This window comes from Massilia sp. 01N410, assembly GCF_056399665.1.
On the sequence record NZ_JBFTRV010000004.1, the window covers coordinates 321,230 to 338,627 of the forward strand.

The 17,398-nt window shown below is 64.4% G+C and carries 13 protein-coding genes; 3 read left to right on the forward strand and 10 right to left on the reverse strand.

What is annotated here, in order from left to right:
* Positions 1 to 6: 6 nt before the first annotated feature.
* On the reverse strand, positions 7 to 1,236 hold the full coding sequence (locus AC1DOP_RS08090) for a family 1 glycosylhydrolase (RefSeq protein WP_442123128.1): 1,230 nt from the start codon (positions 1,234 to 1,236) through the stop codon (positions 7 to 9).
* Between the two features lie 214 nt (positions 1,237 to 1,450).
* Between AC1DOP_RS08090 and AC1DOP_RS08095 the strand changes: the two genes are divergently transcribed.
* The 3 genes from AC1DOP_RS08095 (at position 1,451) to AC1DOP_RS08105 (ending at position 7,034) form a co-directional block, all read left to right on the forward strand.
* Positions 1,451 to 3,472, forward strand: coding sequence for a cell envelope integrity protein TolA (locus AC1DOP_RS08095; protein WP_477250712.1), 2,022 nt, complete (start codon positions 1,451 to 1,453; stop codon positions 3,470 to 3,472).
* 124 nt (positions 3,473 to 3,596) lie between these two features.
* The gene (locus AC1DOP_RS08100) at positions 3,597 to 4,721 is read left to right on the forward strand and encodes a polysaccharide biosynthesis/export family protein (protein ID WP_442123126.1); all 1,125 of its coding nucleotides are present in this window, start codon (positions 3,597 to 3,599) and stop codon (positions 4,719 to 4,721) included.
* A gap of 33 nt (positions 4,722 to 4,754) precedes the next feature.
* On the forward strand, positions 4,755 to 7,034 hold the full coding sequence (locus tag AC1DOP_RS08105; protein ID WP_477250713.1) for a polysaccharide biosynthesis tyrosine autokinase: 2,280 nt from the start codon (positions 4,755 to 4,757) through the stop codon (positions 7,032 to 7,034).
* 100 nt (positions 7,035 to 7,134) lie between these two features.
* Here the strand turns inward: AC1DOP_RS08105 and AC1DOP_RS08110 are convergent, their stop codons facing one another.
* From AC1DOP_RS08110 to AC1DOP_RS08150, 9 genes are all read right to left on the reverse strand, one after another.
* Positions 7,135 to 8,337, reverse strand: a complete 1,203-nt coding sequence (locus tag AC1DOP_RS08110) for an acyltransferase family protein (RefSeq protein ID WP_477250714.1) — start codon at positions 8,335 to 8,337, stop codon at positions 7,135 to 7,137.
* Complete coding sequence (locus tag AC1DOP_RS08115; protein WP_477250715.1) at positions 8,271 to 8,966, reverse strand: phosphatase PAP2 family protein; 696 nt, start codon at positions 8,964 to 8,966, stop codon at positions 8,271 to 8,273. Before AC1DOP_RS08115 ends, AC1DOP_RS08110 begins: the two co-directional genes overlap by 67 nt.
* A gap of 12 nt (positions 8,967 to 8,978) precedes the next feature.
* Positions 8,979 to 9,569: a sugar transferase gene (locus tag AC1DOP_RS08120; protein WP_477250716.1), complete on the reverse strand. Its 591-nt coding sequence runs from the start codon at positions 9,567 to 9,569 to the stop codon at positions 8,979 to 8,981.
* Positions 9,566 to 10,747 (reverse strand): DegT/DnrJ/EryC1/StrS family aminotransferase, encoded by a 1,182-nt coding sequence (locus AC1DOP_RS08125; protein ID WP_477250717.1) that lies wholly within the window; start codon positions 10,745 to 10,747, stop codon positions 9,566 to 9,568. Before AC1DOP_RS08125 ends, AC1DOP_RS08120 begins: the two co-directional genes overlap by 4 nt.
* 33 nt (positions 10,748 to 10,780) lie before the next feature.
* Entirely contained in the window at positions 10,781 to 12,010 is a 1,230-nt protein-coding gene (locus tag AC1DOP_RS08130) for a glycosyltransferase family 4 protein (RefSeq protein WP_477250718.1), read from the reverse strand.
* A 166-nt stretch (positions 12,011 to 12,176) separates the two neighbouring features.
* Positions 12,177 to 13,430 (reverse strand): choice-of-anchor Q domain-containing protein, encoded by a 1,254-nt coding sequence (locus AC1DOP_RS08135; RefSeq protein ID WP_477250719.1) that lies wholly within the window; start codon positions 13,428 to 13,430, stop codon positions 12,177 to 12,179.
* Positions 13,431 to 13,716: 286 nt separating this feature from the next.
* Positions 13,717 to 14,826: a DUF1565 domain-containing protein gene (locus AC1DOP_RS08140; protein WP_477250720.1), complete on the reverse strand. Its 1,110-nt coding sequence runs from the start codon at positions 14,824 to 14,826 to the stop codon at positions 13,717 to 13,719.
* Positions 14,827 to 14,848: 22 nt separating this feature from the next.
* Positions 14,849 to 16,102: a hypothetical protein gene (locus tag AC1DOP_RS08145; RefSeq protein WP_477250721.1), complete on the reverse strand. Its 1,254-nt coding sequence runs from the start codon at positions 16,100 to 16,102 to the stop codon at positions 14,849 to 14,851.
* Complete coding sequence (locus AC1DOP_RS08150) at positions 16,099 to 17,349, reverse strand: lipopolysaccharide biosynthesis protein (protein ID WP_477250722.1); 1,251 nt, start codon at positions 17,347 to 17,349, stop codon at positions 16,099 to 16,101. Before AC1DOP_RS08150 ends, AC1DOP_RS08145 begins: the two co-directional genes overlap by 4 nt.
* Positions 17,350 to 17,398 lie beyond the last annotated feature (49 nt).

The window sequence follows — 17,398 nt, forward strand, 5'->3', positions numbered from 1 at the left end:
GGCGCCTTACTCCCGCTCTTCGGTGCGCGGCGCCATGGTGGCGTCGTCGTCGAAGGGCCAGCCGGTGTAGGGCGGCACGACCCGCTGGAATTCGTGCGGCATCACGATCGGCACCTGCAGGCACACGCTCTGGGTCGGCAGCACTTCCATCCAGTCGCGCACCAGCTCCTTGTAGGCGATGCCGACCGGGCGGATCTTGCGGTCCAGGTCGAACAGGCCCAGCTCGTTCACATTGCCGTTGTTCTCGCGCAGGGCCGTGTCCCAGTCGATCTGGTCGGTGAGGGAATACCAGGTAAAGCCCACCAGCGGCACGCCGTTGTTGCGTACGCGGAGCACATTGGCCCATTCCTTGCGCAGCCACTGCACGGCTTCGTCGCCGCGCGGACCCTGGGAGAGGTTGGTCTCGGTATGCATCACCGGCAGGCGATAGCGGTTGTAGTACTGGTGGGTGATGACGGCGTAGCCGAAGATCTCGCCGGCCGAGCGCGTCAGGCCGTCGGCCGAGACGTAGTGCTCGTTGGTCTGGTAATAATCGTTGCCCATGATGCAGTGGTGCTTCAGATTATTATTCAGGAAGAAGTGGTACTCATCGCGCGTCATGCCGTTGTCGAGCATGTACTCGTACATCTCGGAATCGACGCGCCGGCCGTAGTTGAGGTCGAGCGAGAGGAAGCGCCGGGCATTGTAGAGCTCGGCCGGACCGATGGCCGCCGGGCTCTCGGCGTGGAAATATTCGGTCGATTCGCTCTGTATGAACAACGCGTCCGGACGCAGTTGCAGGATCGCACGCATGGCCAGGATATTGGCCTTGACCAGGTGCTTCATCGCCGTGATGAAGCTGCGGTCGGTCGTCATCTGCTCGTTCCACCAGCCGTACAGGGCGGAGAACAGGGCGCAGATCGACATCTCGTTGATCGGCGTGTACAGCTGCAGCCAGGGATAGCGCCGCGCGAAGGCGCCGGCATACTCGGCGAAGAGTTCCGGAAAATCCGGATTCTGGAAGTTGCCGATCCAGTCCGGCACGCCGAAGTGGCAGAGGTCGACGATGGAAGCGATATTACGCTGGCGCAGGTCGTTGAAGGCCAGGTCGGCGAATTCCCAGTCGTAGCGCTTGGGGCCGAGCCAGGTCCTGTGCAGCGGCGGACCGTAGCGCAACACTTTCAGGCCAAGTTCCTGGACCAGGTCGAAGTCGGTGCGCCAGTGTTTGTAGTGGCCGCATTTTTCGAGCTCATCCATCCGTACCCGACCATTCTGGATGGTTGGATTGCTGTTTTCGATACCCGTAGCAAAGATAAATCCTGGAGACATTCAACCCCCTTTCATCCGGAACGCGGCATTTCATTGTAGCCGGGATCGGATTTGCCGTTCCGAACCGTGCGCGCGTATTGAACTGCAGAGTGATAAGCTATGTAACACTTAGACAATATTTCCAACCGCCATCAGCATGTCCATGCCCATTGCGATTGCGGCGACTGTTCCGCGCGTCCCCGCCAGCCTGGCGCCGTCGAACCGCCGGCTGGCCGGAGGCTTGCTGGTGTCGCTGCTGCTGCATGCGCTGCTGTTGTCGCTGCAGTTCGGTATTCCCGGGCTGAGGGCGGGCGCGGGCAGGCCCTTGAGCATCGTGCTGGCGCCTGTGCCGGCGGCGGTGCAGCCCCTGCCGCCATTGCCGTCCGTGCCGGTGGCGCCGCCTGTCGAGACGCCGCTGCCACCGCCAGCGGCCAGCCTGCCTTTGCCGCCGCCGGCCGCGGTCCTGCCCGCGCCGACCCAGGCCGTGGCCAAGCCCCAGCCCAGTCAGCCGGCGCCGTCGCCCCCGCCGCACCGCGGCTTCACCTTGCGCGATCCGGCGCCCGCCTTGCCGGCCCCGCCGGCGCCCAAGCCGTCGCCACCTGCGCGACGCACCCTGCGCCGGCGCAGCCGTCCGCGCATCCAGCCGCCGAAGGAGACCCTGCACACCGAGGTGATCGCGCGCGAGATCGGCGAGGATACCGGCTTCGTCCTGCCGCAGCCCGAACTGCCCGCATTGACGGAGGTGCCGAAGGCGCCTGAAGACAGCACGCCGCCGGCGCCCCAGCTTGCGCGGCAGGCCGATGAAGACCAGACCGCGCAGGCACGCGCCGCGGCCGAGCGTGAGCTGGCGCAGCAGCGTGAGGCCGAGGAGGCGGCGCGGGTGGCCGAGCAGCAGCGCGCTGAGCAACAGCGCGCCGAGGAGCTCGCGCGGCAGCAGGTGGCCGAGCGGGAGCGAGCTGAGGAAATGGCGCGGCAGCAGGTGGCCGAACAGCGCCGCGCCGACGACCTGGCACGCCAGCAGGTGGCCGAGCAACGCCGGGCTGAAGAACTGGCGCGTCAGCAGCTGGCCGAACAGCAGCGTGCCCAGCAGTTGGCCGAGCAACGGCAGGCTGAAGAGGTGGCGCGGCAGCAATTGGCCGAGCAACGCCGCGTTGAGGAATTCTCACGTCAACAATTGGCCGAGCGGCAGCGCGCCCAGCAACTGGCCGAACAACGGCGGGCTGAAGAACTGGCGCGTCAGCAGTTGGCCGAACAGCAGCGTGCCCAGCAGCTGGCCGAGCAACGCCGCGCCGAGGACCTCGCACGTCAACAATTGGCCGAGCGGCAGCGCGCCCAGCAACTGGCCGAACAACGGCGGGCTGAAGAACTGGCGCGTCAGCAGTTGGCCGAACAGCAGCGTGCCCAGCAGCTGGCCGAGCAACGCCGCGCCGAGGAACTCGCACGTCAGCAGCTGGCGGAACAGCAACGGGCCCAGCAGCTCGCCGACCAGCGCCAGGCCGAGGAGCGCGCCCAGCAGGCCGCCGCGCGCCAGCGCGCCGAGGAACTGGCGCGCCAGCAGGCGGCGGAAGCCGAAGCCGCGCGCCGGCTGGCCCGTCAGGACGCGCTGCCCGGCCCGGCGGCTGCCAATCCGGGCAATGCGCTTGCACGTGGCGAGCGCGGTACCGGCGACGGTCTCGACCTGGGCGCCGGGCGGGGCGCCGGCACGGGATCGCGCGGGCTGCCGGGCAAGGATTTCGGTTCGCGCGCCCGCGAGCTGCTGCGTGGTATCGACGTCGCGAAAGCCGTTCCGCCGGCCATGCGCGCCGCCGAACAGGCCCGGCAGGCGGTGCGGCGCGCCCTGGCCGATGCCGCACGCCGCGACGTGCCGCTGCGCCTCTACCTGGACAGCGTGCGCCAGAAGATCGAGCGCAACGCCATCGTCAGCCAGATCCAGCTGTCCAGCGGAACCGTGCATACGGATCCGGTGGTCAGCATCGCGATCCGCAGCGACGGCAGCGTCGAGGACGTCACCATCCTCCGCTCCAGCGGGCGTCCGGACATCGACGACGTGGTGCGCCGCATCGTCAGCCTGAACGCGCGCTACTCGGCCTTCCCGGCCAACGTGGCGGCGAACTACGACGTGATCGAATTGCGCCGGATCTGGACCTTCGCCGAAGTGCTGCGCCTGGTCGAGGAGGTGCGCTGAGCCCCGTCGCGGGGACACTGTTGACCTAAGCCTGCCGTTTGACGTGCGCCAAAGCCATTCCGGGTAGGGGGCTTACCCTGATTCTGATCGCCAGAGGCTGGCAGCACATTTCGACAGGCAACACATGAACGCTTCCAATACGCAATTTCTGGCACGAGTCCTCAGCTTCGTGCTGGCGTCGGCTTTTGTTCTCGTCCTTGCGGGCTGTGCACCCACCATCCATTTCCGCTCGCAGGACCAGGCCGGTGCGGACGAGCCCGCACCACCGACGGAAATGATCACCGAGAAGCTGATCGCCGCCGAGCGCCAGCAGCATCGGGAGGAAGCCAATTTCGAACTCGAGAAGCTGCTGGTGCCCAATCCGCCGCCGTATGCCATCGGCAGCGGGGACGTGCTGTCCATCGTGGTATGGGACCATCCCGAGCTGGCAGGCAATGCCATGAGCCCCGGCAACATCCTGCCCGATCCCAGCGGCGCCAATTCCTCGCCGCCGGGCTTCGTCGTCGATCACCAGGGCCGCATCCAGTACCCGCTGATCGGCATGGTCGGCGTCGAGGGGCTGACCGAGGAGCAGGCGCGCGCACTGTTGACCACCAGGCTGGCGAAGTACCTCGCCAATCCGAACGTCACGCTGCGGGTCCAGTCCTTCCGCAGCAAGCGCGTGTACATCGACGGCGAGGTCAAGTCGCCGGGCCTGCAGGCCATCAACGATATCCCGATGACCCTGGTCGAGGCGATCAACCGTTCCGGCGGCCTGCTGCCGAGCGCCGATCAGAGCCGCATCGTGCTGGAGCGCGGCGAGCAGCGCTACCGGATCAACCTGCGCGACCTGGTACAGAAAGGCATCAATCCCGGCAGCGTGATGCTGGCCCCGGGCGACGTCGTGCGCGTGCATTCGCGCGACGAGAGCAAGGTCTTCGTCTCCGGCGAAGTCCTGACCCCGAAGGCGCTGACGATGCACGACGGCCGCCTCACCCTCAACGAAGCGCTCGGCGAGAGCGGCGGCATCAGCCCGCTGAGCGGCGACGCGCGCCAGGTCTACGTGGTACGAAAGACGCCCGAACGCACGCGCGTGTTCCAGCTCGACGCCCGCGTGGCCGGCTCGCTGGCGATGGCCGAATCCTTCGAGCTGCAGCCGAAGGACATCGTCTATGTGGCCGCCACCCCGCTGGCCAACTGGAACCGCAACCTCAGCCTGCTGATCCCCGGCGCGCTGACCTCCGCCGTGAGCGCGACCAACCGCCCCTGATCCGGCAGCCCCGTCAATGCATGGAGCACGACCATGAGTAATGCAAGCGAGCAGCACGCCCTGACCCATGTCGCCCCTCGTCCGCCGATTGTCGGGGTGCCTTTCGACCCGGGCGCGGTCGAGGGGCCGCATGATGAATCCTCCATCGATCTCAAGAGCTATTTGCGCACGCTGTACGAGAACCGCGGGCTGATCGGCGGGATCACCGCCGTCATCACCCTCGGGGCAGTGCTGTATGCACTGGTCGCCAAGCCGGTGTTCGAGACCAATATGATGATCCACGTGGAGGAGGAAAGCCCGAACGCGTCGAAGAATATCCTGAGCGAAGCCTCGTCGCTGTTCGAGACCAAGAAGGCGGCGATCGCCGAGATGGAGCTGCTGCGCTCGCGCATGGTGGTGTCGCGCGCGGTCGACAACCTGCAGCTGTATATCGACGTCCGCCCAAAATACTTCCCGATCGCGGGCTTCTGGTTCGCCAACCAGAAGGGCGGCGGATTGTCGGAACCCGGGCTGTTCGGCTATGGCGGCTATGTCTGGGGTGCCGAGAAGGCCGAGGTGTCGCTGTTCGAAGTGCCGGACGTCTGGCTGGGGCGCGAGTTCACCCTGACGGCGCTGGGCAACCAGCGCTTCCGTTTTTTCGGCGGCGGCCAGCGCATCGTCTTCGACGGCAATGTTGGCTTGCGCTACCGGGTGCCGACGCCCGAGGGCGTGATCGAACTGAAGGTGGACCGCATGGCGGCCAACCCCGGCGCCCGCTTCGAGCTGCGCCGCATGTCGCGCCTGGCGATGATCGAGGCCATCCAGAACACCCTGGTGATCACCGAGGAGGGCAAGCAGTCGGGCATCATCGAGGCCAAGCTGCAGGGCGAAAACGCACGCCGTACCCATAGCGTGCTGAGCGAGATCGGCCGCGAATACATGCGTCAGAATCTGGCGCGCAAGACCGAGGAAGCGGAAAAGTCGCTGGCCTTCCTGAACCAGCAGCTGCCGATCATCAAGCGCCAGCTCGAGCAGGCCGAGGACCGCTACAACCAGTTCCGCAACGTGCACGGCACGGTGGACCTGCAGGAAGAAGCCCGCATGAGCCTGGCGCAAGCCGCGGCCGCACGCGCACGACGGATCGAACTGATCCAGAAGAAGACCGAATTGCTGGCGCGCTTCACTGAAGACCACCCCGTCGTGGCGGCCATCAACCGCCAGCGCAAGGAAGTCGACGCCGAGATCGAGGAAGTCAATGCCCGCATCAAGGCCATGCCCGTGCTGGAGCAGGACGAGGCGCGGCTGACGCGCGACATCAAGGTCAGCACCGATCTCTACACGGCGCTGTCGAACACGGCCCAGCAGCTGCGCCTGATCTCGGTCGGGCGGGTCAGCAACGTGCGCATGGTGGATGCACCGATCGCGCCCGAAAAGCCGATCAAGCCGAACCGTCCGCTCATCGTGGCGCTGGCCGTGGTGACGGGGCTTTTCCTCGGCAGCCTGGTCGCCTTCACGCGCAAGGCCATGCTGGGCGGGATCGACGATCCGCAGAAGATCGAACGCCTGCTGCGCGCGCGTGTGGTCTACGCCACCATCCCGCACAGCAGCAACCAGGACAAGCTGATGCGCAAGGCGAAGGGCGACGGCGGCGCGTTGCCGCTCCTGGCGACCATCATCGCCGAGGATCCGGCCGTCGAGAGCCTGCGCGGCTTCCGGGCGACGCTGCAGTTCTCGATGCCCCACTTCAGGAACAATATCGTCATGTTCGTCGGGCCAACGCGTGGCATCGGGAAAACGTTCGTCACCGCGAATTTCGCCGCTGTGATGGCGGGCAGCGGCAAGCGCGTCCTGCTGATCGATGCCGACTTCCGCAGCGGCCAGCTGCACCGCTATTTCGGCGTCAGCCGCGACCAGGGATTGTCCAAGGCAATCAATGGATCCGCCCCGGTGGAAGAGGTCATCCATCACGATGTGATCGACAACCTGGACTTTATCCCGACCGGGGCCGTGCCGCAGAACTGCTCGGACTTCCTGCAGCACGTCAACCTGGGCAGCCTGATCGACACCGTCAGTGCCAACTACGATCTGGTGCTGATCGACGCGCCGCCGCTGTTGCTGGCCGCGGATGCGCTTGTGATCGGCAACCGCGCCGGCGCCATCTTCCTGCTGGCGCGTGCGAGCGTGACGACCAATGCCGAGGTCACCGAATCGGTCAAGCGCTTGAACCACGCTGGCTTGTCGCCGCAAGGGGTCCTGTTCAACAACATGACCCACGGAATCGGCGGCTACCACATGCAGTTCCTGGCGGGCCCTATCGGGCAGCTGGGCGCCTGAACCCCGCGCAGCCCTCTCTACTTGCCGCCGGCCTGGTTCGAGGCCGCGCTTTCCTGTCCAAAAACTCATCCGGATATGGCGGCGTGATGGCGCTTGGTGTTCAGCCAGCGCGGTACTGGCTGGAGCGCCGGGCGCTCGTCGCCCATTGCTTGACGACCCGCCGGATGCGATAGGTCTGCGATTCGAACAGCCGGTACGACAGGTAGGCCGACACCAGGCAGGTCGCGACGATGCCGATGCAGATCGCGAAGTGCATGGGCAGGTAGGGAGACAGCTGGCGCAGGCCGAAAGACGTCGCCAACCAATGCGCCAACAGGGCGATCAGCGGAACGTGCAGCACATACAGGCTGAAGGAAAAATCGGCGAAGAAGCGTCCGCCATTGGCGAGCGGGCGCACGAGCGCCGAGCTCGGCGCGGCGCGGAACTGCATGCTCGACAGAAGGACCAGGAACATCAGGCTGCAGGCCAGGTCCTGCCACAGGGTATCTGTCGTGAAGGCGTCGAGCGTGCCGGTAAGGCGGAAATACCCGGCCACCGCGAGCAGCAGCACCAGCCAGACGAGGCGCAGGGCGGGGCCGCATTCGATCCGGACGCGCGAAAAGGCAACGCCGAGCAGCCAGATCAGGAAGTAAGCGGTGATGGAGAAAGGCAGCATGGCGACGATCAGCAGCACGGCTGCGGTGGCGGCCAACCGTGCCATGTAGGTGCGTGCGGCAAACAGTAGCGCCAGCAGCGGGAACAGCACGTAATACCAGGTTTCGTTCGCCAGGCTCCACAGGGGGAAATTACCGCCGAAATCGGGAAGGAACACCCGCTGCAAGCCGACCAGGTTGCCGAAAAATACGAGTGCCGAGTACTCGTTGGTGGCGGAGTAATCGACGCTGCCCGTATCGACGGCGTCGATGGCGGCGGCGAACAGCAGCGTCAGGATGAAGGTCGGGATCAGCACCGTCCACAGGCGCGTCATGCGGTCGATCGCATAGTCCGTGAAGGCGCCGGGCTTGTCGAGTTTGTTGAGCAGGCTGCCTCCCACCAGCCAGCCGCTGATGATGAAAAATACCAGCACGGCCTGGTGAGCAAACCCCGTAACGAACGCAAACCCCTGAAACCACAGCGGGGGATCGGAGATCGTGCGGAGGCCCGGGTACATGGCCGCGCGCACATGGGCGGCGGCCACGATGATTGCGGCCGCGCCGCGCAGCAGCGATATCAGGACGGAGTGCCAATAGTCATCCCCTAACCGACTCTTTCGCTGGAATGCCAGCCGCGGGAGCGCGGAACCACGCATTTCTTTAGTAGACATGATGCCTCCTTCTTCGGTCGAATCCCGCATTCTTTGGCGGGCTGCGTGAATGGAAAAGTCGTGGAGCTGCCCGACACGGCGAGCGCGACGCGATGCATGACGTAAGCAAACGGGAAGGAATGCATGGTGTACACGGTCGCTGCGAATACCGCCCCTGCGCACCACAATGCGCGGCCGGGCGGGCGCGGCATCGGGCGGAGCAGCCAGATCCCGCCCAGGCTGACGGCGACGCCAATGGCCCAGCCGGCGATCACCTCGGCCACGCTGTGATAGCCCTGCACGACCAGGAGCACGCCCATCAGCGCACCGGCCGCCAGCCCGGCTGCCACGGCGGCGCGCTGAAGACGCGGCGTGCGCTGCAGCAGCAGGAACAAGAGGGGCGGCAGCACCGCAGTGACGCCGGCGGCATGGCCGCTGACGGCCTTGAAGCTGATTCCCGGCAGCGGGGCTCCCCATGCCAGGAAGGCTACCTTGGTCGTCGCGACCAGCCCGATGCCGAGCGCGAACAGCAGACTCCACAAGAGTGCCGGGCGCCAGGCGCGCGCAAGCAGCAGCCACACCGTCACGGCCGTCGCCGCCGCCAGTGTCAGGGGAACGTCACCGATATGCACGAGCTCGCGCCAGAACATGCTCTGTCCTCGTCAATGCACGATGGCGACCAGTGTCTTGCAGATGATCTGCAGGTCGGTCCCGAAGCTGCGCTCCTGGACATAGCGCATGCCGTAGCGGAGCTTGATGGGAAGGATGGTGTCGACGTAGGCTTTTTCGGGATCGCTGGCCTGGCCCAGTATCCGGCTCTCGTCGCGGTAGAGAATCGAGGCCCAGTCGGTGACTCCCGGCGCTACCGACAGGACGATCCTGCGCGCATCCGGGGGATAACAGGCCACGTAGCGCGGCACTTCGGGCCGTGGCCCCACCAGGCTCATCGTTCCGTAAAGTACATTGATGAGCTGCGGTAACTCGTCGATCTTGTAGTGGCGCAGGAAGTGGCCGACCCTGGTGATGCGGCAGTCGTCGCCGACGGTCAGCTGGCGCGTCTCGTCGGTCCGCGCGCTCATGGTGCGGAACTTGAATATCCTGAAGGGCTTGCCCCATCGGCCGACGCGCTGCTGCCGGAAGAACACCGGTCCCGCCGAGTCGACCTTGATGGCGAGGGCGATCAGCACGAACAGCGGCGCCAGCAAGACCAGGCCGGCCAGGGAGGCAAGGATGTCGAACAGGCGCTTGATCATGACAAGGTCGCGCGCACGGCCGCGATGACGCGGGCCTGGTCGGCATCGCTCATCTTTGTGTACAAGGGCAGCGTCAGCATGGCGTGATAGCTCGCTTCGGCGACGGGAAACTGGGCCGGCGACAGGCGGCAGGTTTCGCTCCAGTAGGGATGGCGGTGCAGGGGAATGAAATGCACGCTGGTGCCGATCCGCTGCCGGGACAGTGCGGCGATCATCTCGTCGCGGTCCAGCGGCGCAGCCCTGGTCAGACGTACCGGATAGAGATGCCAGGCGTGGCTCGAGCCCGGTGGCGCATCCGGTGGCAGCTGGAGCGGCAAGCCGGCCAGTCCTTCGGCGTAGCCGCGCGCGAGCTGCTGGCGGCGCAGCAGGAAGTGGTCGAGCTTGCGCAACTGCTGGACGCCAATGGCGGCGGCGATATCGGTCAGGTTGTACTTGAATCCCGCCGCAACGACTTCGTAGAACCAGGCCGGCGTGGTCGAGGTGTAACGGGCGAAGGCGTCCTGCTTGATGCCGTGGATACGCATCATCCGTACCCGGGCCGCGAGCGCGGCGTCGCGCGTGACCACCATGCCGCCTTCGCCGGTGGTCATGGTCTTGTTGGCATAGAAGCTGAAGACCGTGACGTCGCTGTCCAGGGTGCCGATCAGCCGGCCTTTGTAGAGCGTGGGCAAGGCATGCGCGGCGTCTTCGATCACGCGCAGGCCGTGTGCCGCCGCGAGCGCGAGGATCGTGTCCATATCGCAGGCCAGGCCGGCATAGTGCACGACGATGACGGCCTTGGTGCGGGGCGTGATCGCGGCGTCGATCGCGGCGGCATTCAGGTTCAGGGTGTCCGGTTCGACGTCGACGAGCACCGGCTGTGCGCCCAGGTAGCGCACGACTTCCGCGGTGGCGGTGAAGGTCATGGTCGGCAGGATCACTTCGTCGCCCGGACCGATGCCGAGCGCTTCGAGCGCCAGGTGCAGGCCGGCGGTGGCCGAATTGACCGACACCGTCTCGACGCCGGCGTCCAGGTAGGCGGCGAATTCCTGTTCGAACTGGCGGGTCTTGGGGCCGGTTGTCACCCAGCCGGAACGCAGGCAGGCCACCACTTCGGTGATTTCTTCTTCACCGATGTCCGGTAATGCGAAGGGGAGAAAAGGGGAGACGTCGGTGGGTGCCACGGTCGGTTCGATCATATTGTCCTCAGTGTGAAAAGTCAGACTGAAAGGTCAGGCGCAAGCTTGCAGGAAGCGTTGTCCCAGCACCGGATAGGTGAGGTTCTCGAGGACGAACCTGCGCCCCTGGAGTCCCATGGCCTTGCGCCGTTCCGGATCCATCGCGCGCATGGTGCGGATGCCCTCCACCACGGAAGACGCGTCTTCGGCCGTGACGGAGATGCCGCAACCTGCTTCCGCCACCAGGTCGTTGCCTGCCTCGATCGCGTAGAGGATCGGTCGGGCGGCCATCATGTAGTCGATCAGTTTGTTGGGTGCGACACCGAAACGGAACAAGGGCTGGCGTTGCAGGCCGATGTAGGCCAGGTCGAAGGAGGCGAGCAGCGCGGGTACGTATTGCTTGGCGACCGGGTCGAGGAAGCGGACATTGTCGAGGCCTTCGTCGCGGGCGCGTTGCCGAAGCCTTTCCTTTTCGGGGCCGGTACCCGCCAGTACGAAGGTGACGGGATCGTCGCGCATCAGGGCGGCCGCGCCGAGCAGGGTCTCGAGTGCATTGGCCACGCCGTGGCTTCCGGCAAAGCCGACGATGAATCGGCCGCGCGCGCGCAGCTCCGCCAGCGTGTCCTCGGCCACCGCCGGCAGGGGCTGGGGTTCGCGCAGCCACTCGGCCGGGTCGGTGCCGTTGGGGATGAGATGCAGCTTGTGCGGCGCCATGCCGTGCGCCTCCAGATGCTCGCGCACTCTGGGCAGGATCGAGACCACGGCGTCGGCATGGCGGCAGGCGTAGGTTTCGGCCGCCTGCAACAGCATGATGAAGGGGTGGCGGTTCGAATAGCCACCCAGCTCCATCGGCGACAACGGCCACAGGTCGTGCACTTCGAACAGCAGGCGCGCGCCGGCCAGGCGGGCGATCCTGTGCGCGGGCCAGATGTCGAGCGGATAGGTGCTGGAGGCGATGACGACATCCGGGCGGAACTCGCGTGCCAGCGCGCGTGCTTCACGGTACAGGCGCGTGACGAAGGCCGCCATGTTGAGGGCGCGGCCGGCGCCGTTGCCGGCATAGGCCGGCGTATCGAACCAGGTGTATTCGATGTCATCGATGACTTCGTCGAGCCGCGACCGTCCCTGCAGGTCGGGATCGTGGGTCCGTACATGGGAGCGGGCCGATGCGAGGATCCGGACCCGGTGACCCAGCCGCCGCCATTCGCGCGCCAGGTAATAGGGCCGGTACTCCATGCCATGCCGCAGCGAGCCTGCGTAATGATTGATTAGTAGAATGTTCACGCTGAGCCAGTCGATTCGGTTCGTGCCTGCCGATGCTATGCATGGACGATATCAACTTAGTAAGCCCGCGCTTTGAAGCACCACAAATAAAAAACCCACGCGAAGTAAGGCTCCGCGTGGGTCGAGGCGATGCCCTGGATCCTGTCCAGGGCCAGTGCGCTACAGCTTAGAAACTTTCGTAGGCGCCGATATCGAATGCGCCGCCGCGCGGACGGGCGATGCCGTCGATGTCGGTGGTCGGGGCCGAGCTCGAACGGCCCTTGTTGACTGCCGGCGAGCTGCTCTTCAGGCGATAGTTGCCTGCGGTGCCGCTGGCCTGGTAGCTGACGAATTGCGGATCGGCCGAGATGGTGCCGGTTGCGCTGCCGACCTTCATCGAGACGCCTTTGCCGCCGTTGCCGTACACCAGATTGTTGGCGACGACGTTGCCGCTGCCGATGCAGTTCTGGCCGGAAGCGCAGTACTGCAGGATGCCGTTGGCCGGGTTGTTGTAGACGATGTTGTTGATGACCAGGGTGTTGGTCAGGATCTTGCCGCCCGGAGCGTCACCGGTGCCTTCGACGATGCCGCCACCCATGCTGCCGGCGCCGTTGGCGAAGGAGGTATTGTTCGCCACGATGACTTTGTCGGCCGCGTGCCAGAGGTGGATGCCCCAGGCCGAGCTGCGGTAGACGATGTTGTTGTAGATGTGACCGCGCAGGTTGGCGTGATAGATGCCGTGGACTGCGTTGCACTTGCCCGGAACGCCGATGTCGTGCACGACGTTGCCGATGATGTCGCCGTCCGAAGCGGTGTAGACCGCGTTCATGATGCCGGCACCGCCGGCGCCGGTGCAGCCGCCGGAGATGGTCAGGTCGTGCACGTGGTTGCCTTGCACCAGGGTGTACGAACCCTGGTTCAGGATGCCCAGGCGGCCCGGGCCGCTGATGTCGAAGCCGACGATATCGGTGTAGTTGGCGTTGTTGGTCCACATGCCCTGGGTACCACTGCCGATGATCTTGGCACCCCACTTGGTGTCGGACACATAGCGGATGCGCGCGGTCGAGCTGCCGTGCACCTTGGTCGTGACGTTTTCGCGATAGGTACCTGCGGCGACGTGGACGGTGGTCGAGGGCTTGGCCATGTTGGCCGCGCGCTGGATGGTCTTGAACGGCTTTGCTGCGGTGCCCGGGTTGGAATCGGAACCGGTCGGCGACACGTAAAGGTTATAGATCGACGTGGCTGCGGCAGCCGTGGCGGCGTTGGAAGCGGCCAGCTGGCTGGTGGCATCGGCCGGCGCGACGAGCGCTTGGTTGGTATTCGACGAGACGACTGCGGCAGCGGCGGTTTGGGCGACGCCTGCGCTCAGCAGGACGGTGGCGCTACAGCAGAGCAGGGCGTGGATACGAGCGTTCGAAGCAGAGGTAATGACGTTTTTCATCTAAAAAAATCCTAACAACAACGTGTGAATGAGTAAGCTTTGAGCGGTGGAAAATTCTTTAGTTCAATGGATTCGCGGAAAATCTTCTAGAAGTATCAAACTTGTAAAAGCAGTTTCCGTGTCCCTCAATGACGCCCAAATGAGTAAGCTTTGAGCGGCGGAAACTTCCTAAGTTCAATGGATTTACAGAAAAATTTCCGACAAATATCAAATTCCCAAGAAACGCTGTTGGGAGAGGTAGAGGGAGAGGGAGATGGGCGGGATGGGACGGCGCCCGGGAGGATTGCTAGCGGTTTTCGTAGGCGCCGATATCGGGAGCCGCCCCGCGTGGACGGGTGACATGTTCGATATCGGTGGGTGGTGCGAAGCTCTCGAGCCCTTTCCTGCGAGCTGGCGAGCTGGGTTTCAGTCGATAGTCCCCGCCGCCCCTGGCACGGTAATTGACGAACTGCGGGTCTTCCATGATGGTGCCGATCGCTTTGGTCAACTTCATGACCACAGCCGCGGTGCTGCCGTACACGAGGTTGTTAGCCACCTCGTTGCCGTGGCCGATGCAGTTCTGGCCCGGATAACAGAACTGCGCGATGCCTTTGGCGGGATTGTTGTAGACGATGTTGTTGACGACCTTGGTGTCGGTCAGGATCTTGCCGCCCGGGCTGTCGCCGACGCCGACGACGATGCCGCCACCCATCTCGGCGGAACCATTCTCGAAGACGGTATTGTTTGCGATCGTCACATGGTCGGCGGCATGCCACAAATGGATTCCCCAGGATGAGGCGCGGTACACGACGTTGTTGACGATCCTGCTGCGCAGATTCGTCACGTAGATGCCGTGGATGCCGGCGCACGCACCCGGCACCCCGATATCGTGGACCACGTTTCCGATGATCTCGCTGTCCGAAGCGCGGTAGTTGGCGTTGTGGATGCCGGCGCCGCCGGCGCCGGTGCAGCCGCCCGACACGCCCAGGTCATGCACGTGGTTGCCCTGTATGAGCGTGTGCGATGCGAGGTTGAGGATGCCGAGACGGCCGGTCCCGGACATATCGAAGCCGACGATGTCCGTGTAGTCGGCGTGATTGGTCCACACGCTTTCGGTGCCGCTGCCGACGACCTGCGCGCCCCACTTGGTATCCGACACGAAGCGTATCCGCGCGGCCGGGGTGCCGTGTACCTTGGTTGCGACGTTTTCGTGATAGGTGCCGGCGGCGACGTGTACGGAGGTGCCCGGCCTGGCCAGGCTGGCGGCGCGCTGAATGGTCCGCAAGGGCGCTTCTTCGCTGCCCGGATTCGAGTCAGCGCCCGTTGTCGCTACATACAGCCTGGTGTCGGTGGGCCCGGGCTCCGGCATGATCCGGCCCGCACAGGCAAACCCGCCTGCGGCAATCAGTACGCTCATGCCGATGGACTTGTACAAGGCTTCAACCCGATCGGTGCGGCACCGCCTCTTGCAGTGGGGTTGGCGCGGATGGCCCGGGCTCGGTGACACGTCCTTTTGAATACTTCCCTTTGAGTCTGTATTGCGAATAGGCGCCAAGCATTCCGCCGATGAGCATGTCCGTGAAAAAATGCGATTTGATGAGCAATAAGATAGTGGCGCATGCCATCGAAAAGCCCAGTATCAGGTCGCCGCTATCCTCCCGCGAAAAATATCCCTTGATAAGCATCGAGACGGTAGGAAATGCCAGCAAGGCGACCAGGTAAATGAAGCCGAACATGCCGAGATCGACCCAGGCCGACATGATGTTGTGCGCATAATGGCCGGGAGCGTAACTCGCATAATCCCCGAATATCGGATAAGTGGAAATGGTGCGCATCGCCAGTTCGGCCAGGTGACGTCTCGCAATGGCGGAGGTGGAATGCGACAGGTCGAGCAATTCCATGATCCTGTTATCCGGCATCATCGACAGCAAATGGTCCAGATTCATGGTGATCAGCGACGCAATCAATGCGAGCACGATCGCAAATACGGTTTTATGCCGGGCGAAATAAAACTCGATGAAGGGGATGGTGAACAGCAGGGCGACGAATTCGCTGCGTGCCGTGTTGAGAAACAGGGAAATGGCGCCGACGACGTAGAGAAAGGCGCGCAATGGCAGGCTCCGGGTAAACGCCACGACGCACAGGCAATTGACCAGGTAGGAGCGCGCCAGTCCCTGATAGGTCGACAGGGCGCTGGGATCCAGGGCGAGGCCCATCGCATCCATGCGGAATACCCCATCGACGGAATACGCGAAGATAATGATGGACATCCCCAGCAGGCACAATAAAGAAGGATAACGGACTTCCGGGTGCGCGAAATCGATCATTTTGAACATGATGAAGGTATTCGCCATGTAAAGCGCCCCCAGCAGATGGGCGATGACGATGACCGGATTCTTGCCGTTCGCGCCGTTGACGATGGCAACGACGCAGATGAAGGCCAGGAAGCCGCCGTAGTACAGCTCGTTGGGCAGGAGGCGGCTGCGGTTCTGGCGAAGCTGCCTGATGTAGAACACGATGATGGGAAATGTGAAGGCCAGCGAAACGGGAGCGAAATACCCGCCAAGAAATGCGTGTATCTGTCCCGTCCCCAGCAGGAAGTGATAGAAGAAGAAACCGGGAAACAGCGCAAGGTAGGCCGCGGTCAGCGTGACGCGTTCGAGGCGGGATCCGGGAATGGGAAAAGTCGTCATGCGACCGCCGTCCGATTCTGGGAACATTGATAGGACATGTACAGGTAGACCAGATAAAGCAGGGAATAACCGATCACATACCAGAGCACACTTTGCTGCAGCGAGGGCGCCACGGCGAACACCGTGGCCGTCATCAGGAACAGCGCCACCTGCCACACCAGTTCCACCTTCTGCTTGCCCGCGACGAAGAAGACATAGCTGAGCGGGCTGGCAATGAAGTTCAGGAAGCACAGCGGGGCCAGGATGCGCGCCAGGTCCCCCGCCGGCCGCCAGTCCTGGCCGAAGACGATGGCAAACAGATCGGGCGCAAACAGGAACAGGATCAGCGAGGGCCCCAGAGCCAGCAGGGCGAGGGCCTTGAAGGTCGCGAGGTAGGCTTCCTCGCAATTGCCGACCGTCTGGAAGTCATGCACGGACTGGCGCTTGAATACTTCGAGCACCGAGGCCGCGAGCAGGGAAATCGGCGCGGCGACCACGCGCTGGGTGAGCGCAAACAGGCCTGCCGCGAGTGCGCCGTGTTTGAATCCGATGATGAACAACGGCAGCTGACCCACAAGTGCGTTGAGCAGGCTCGAGGGCAGGGAAAAGCGCCAGAAGGCCTGGTGCTTCACGAGATAGTTGCGTTGTTCGGTGTCGAGCTTCAGCCCGACCCTTGCGGAGGGCGGCGACAGCAGCGCCCGCGCCACCCACAGTCCGGTTGCCAGACCGATCAGCTGGCCTCCCGGCAGCGCCGTCGCCCCCAGCCCCAGCGCGAGCAAGGCCAGCTGGGTCGCGGCAATGGTTCCGGCGCCTACCATCTTGGCTTTTGCTGCCTTACCGAACTCGTTGTGCGAGGTCGCGTAGGCATAGGTGGTCTGGATATAGGCGGTAAGCCAGGTGCCGATGCCGATGGTGAGCAGTTCGAACCAGGTGATGTCCTGCAGCGCCGGCAGGCCGAGGGCGCGCACCAGCGCCGCGAGCAGCGTGAGCACCAGCGCCAGTGCGCCTGCGGAATAAGCGACCACCTCGAAGCAGACCTGTTGCTGTGCCGCGTCGCGCTCGAGGACCATGGTGACATCGATGCGCAAGGTGGCGGCGATCGCGGCCACCGTGATCACGCTCAGCCAGATACTGAAGGCGCCCATGTCGGCCGGTGTGCACATGCGCGTGAGGAGGGGAGCTGCAAGCAGGGGCAAGACTTGTGCGCCCGTTGCCCCGGTCAGGACGGTAACGACATTACGCCAGAAATCGGGCCGCAAGGCGCTCATGAGTACACCATTGCGATGCGCTGCCAGACGTAGAGGTCGGGAGAATTTC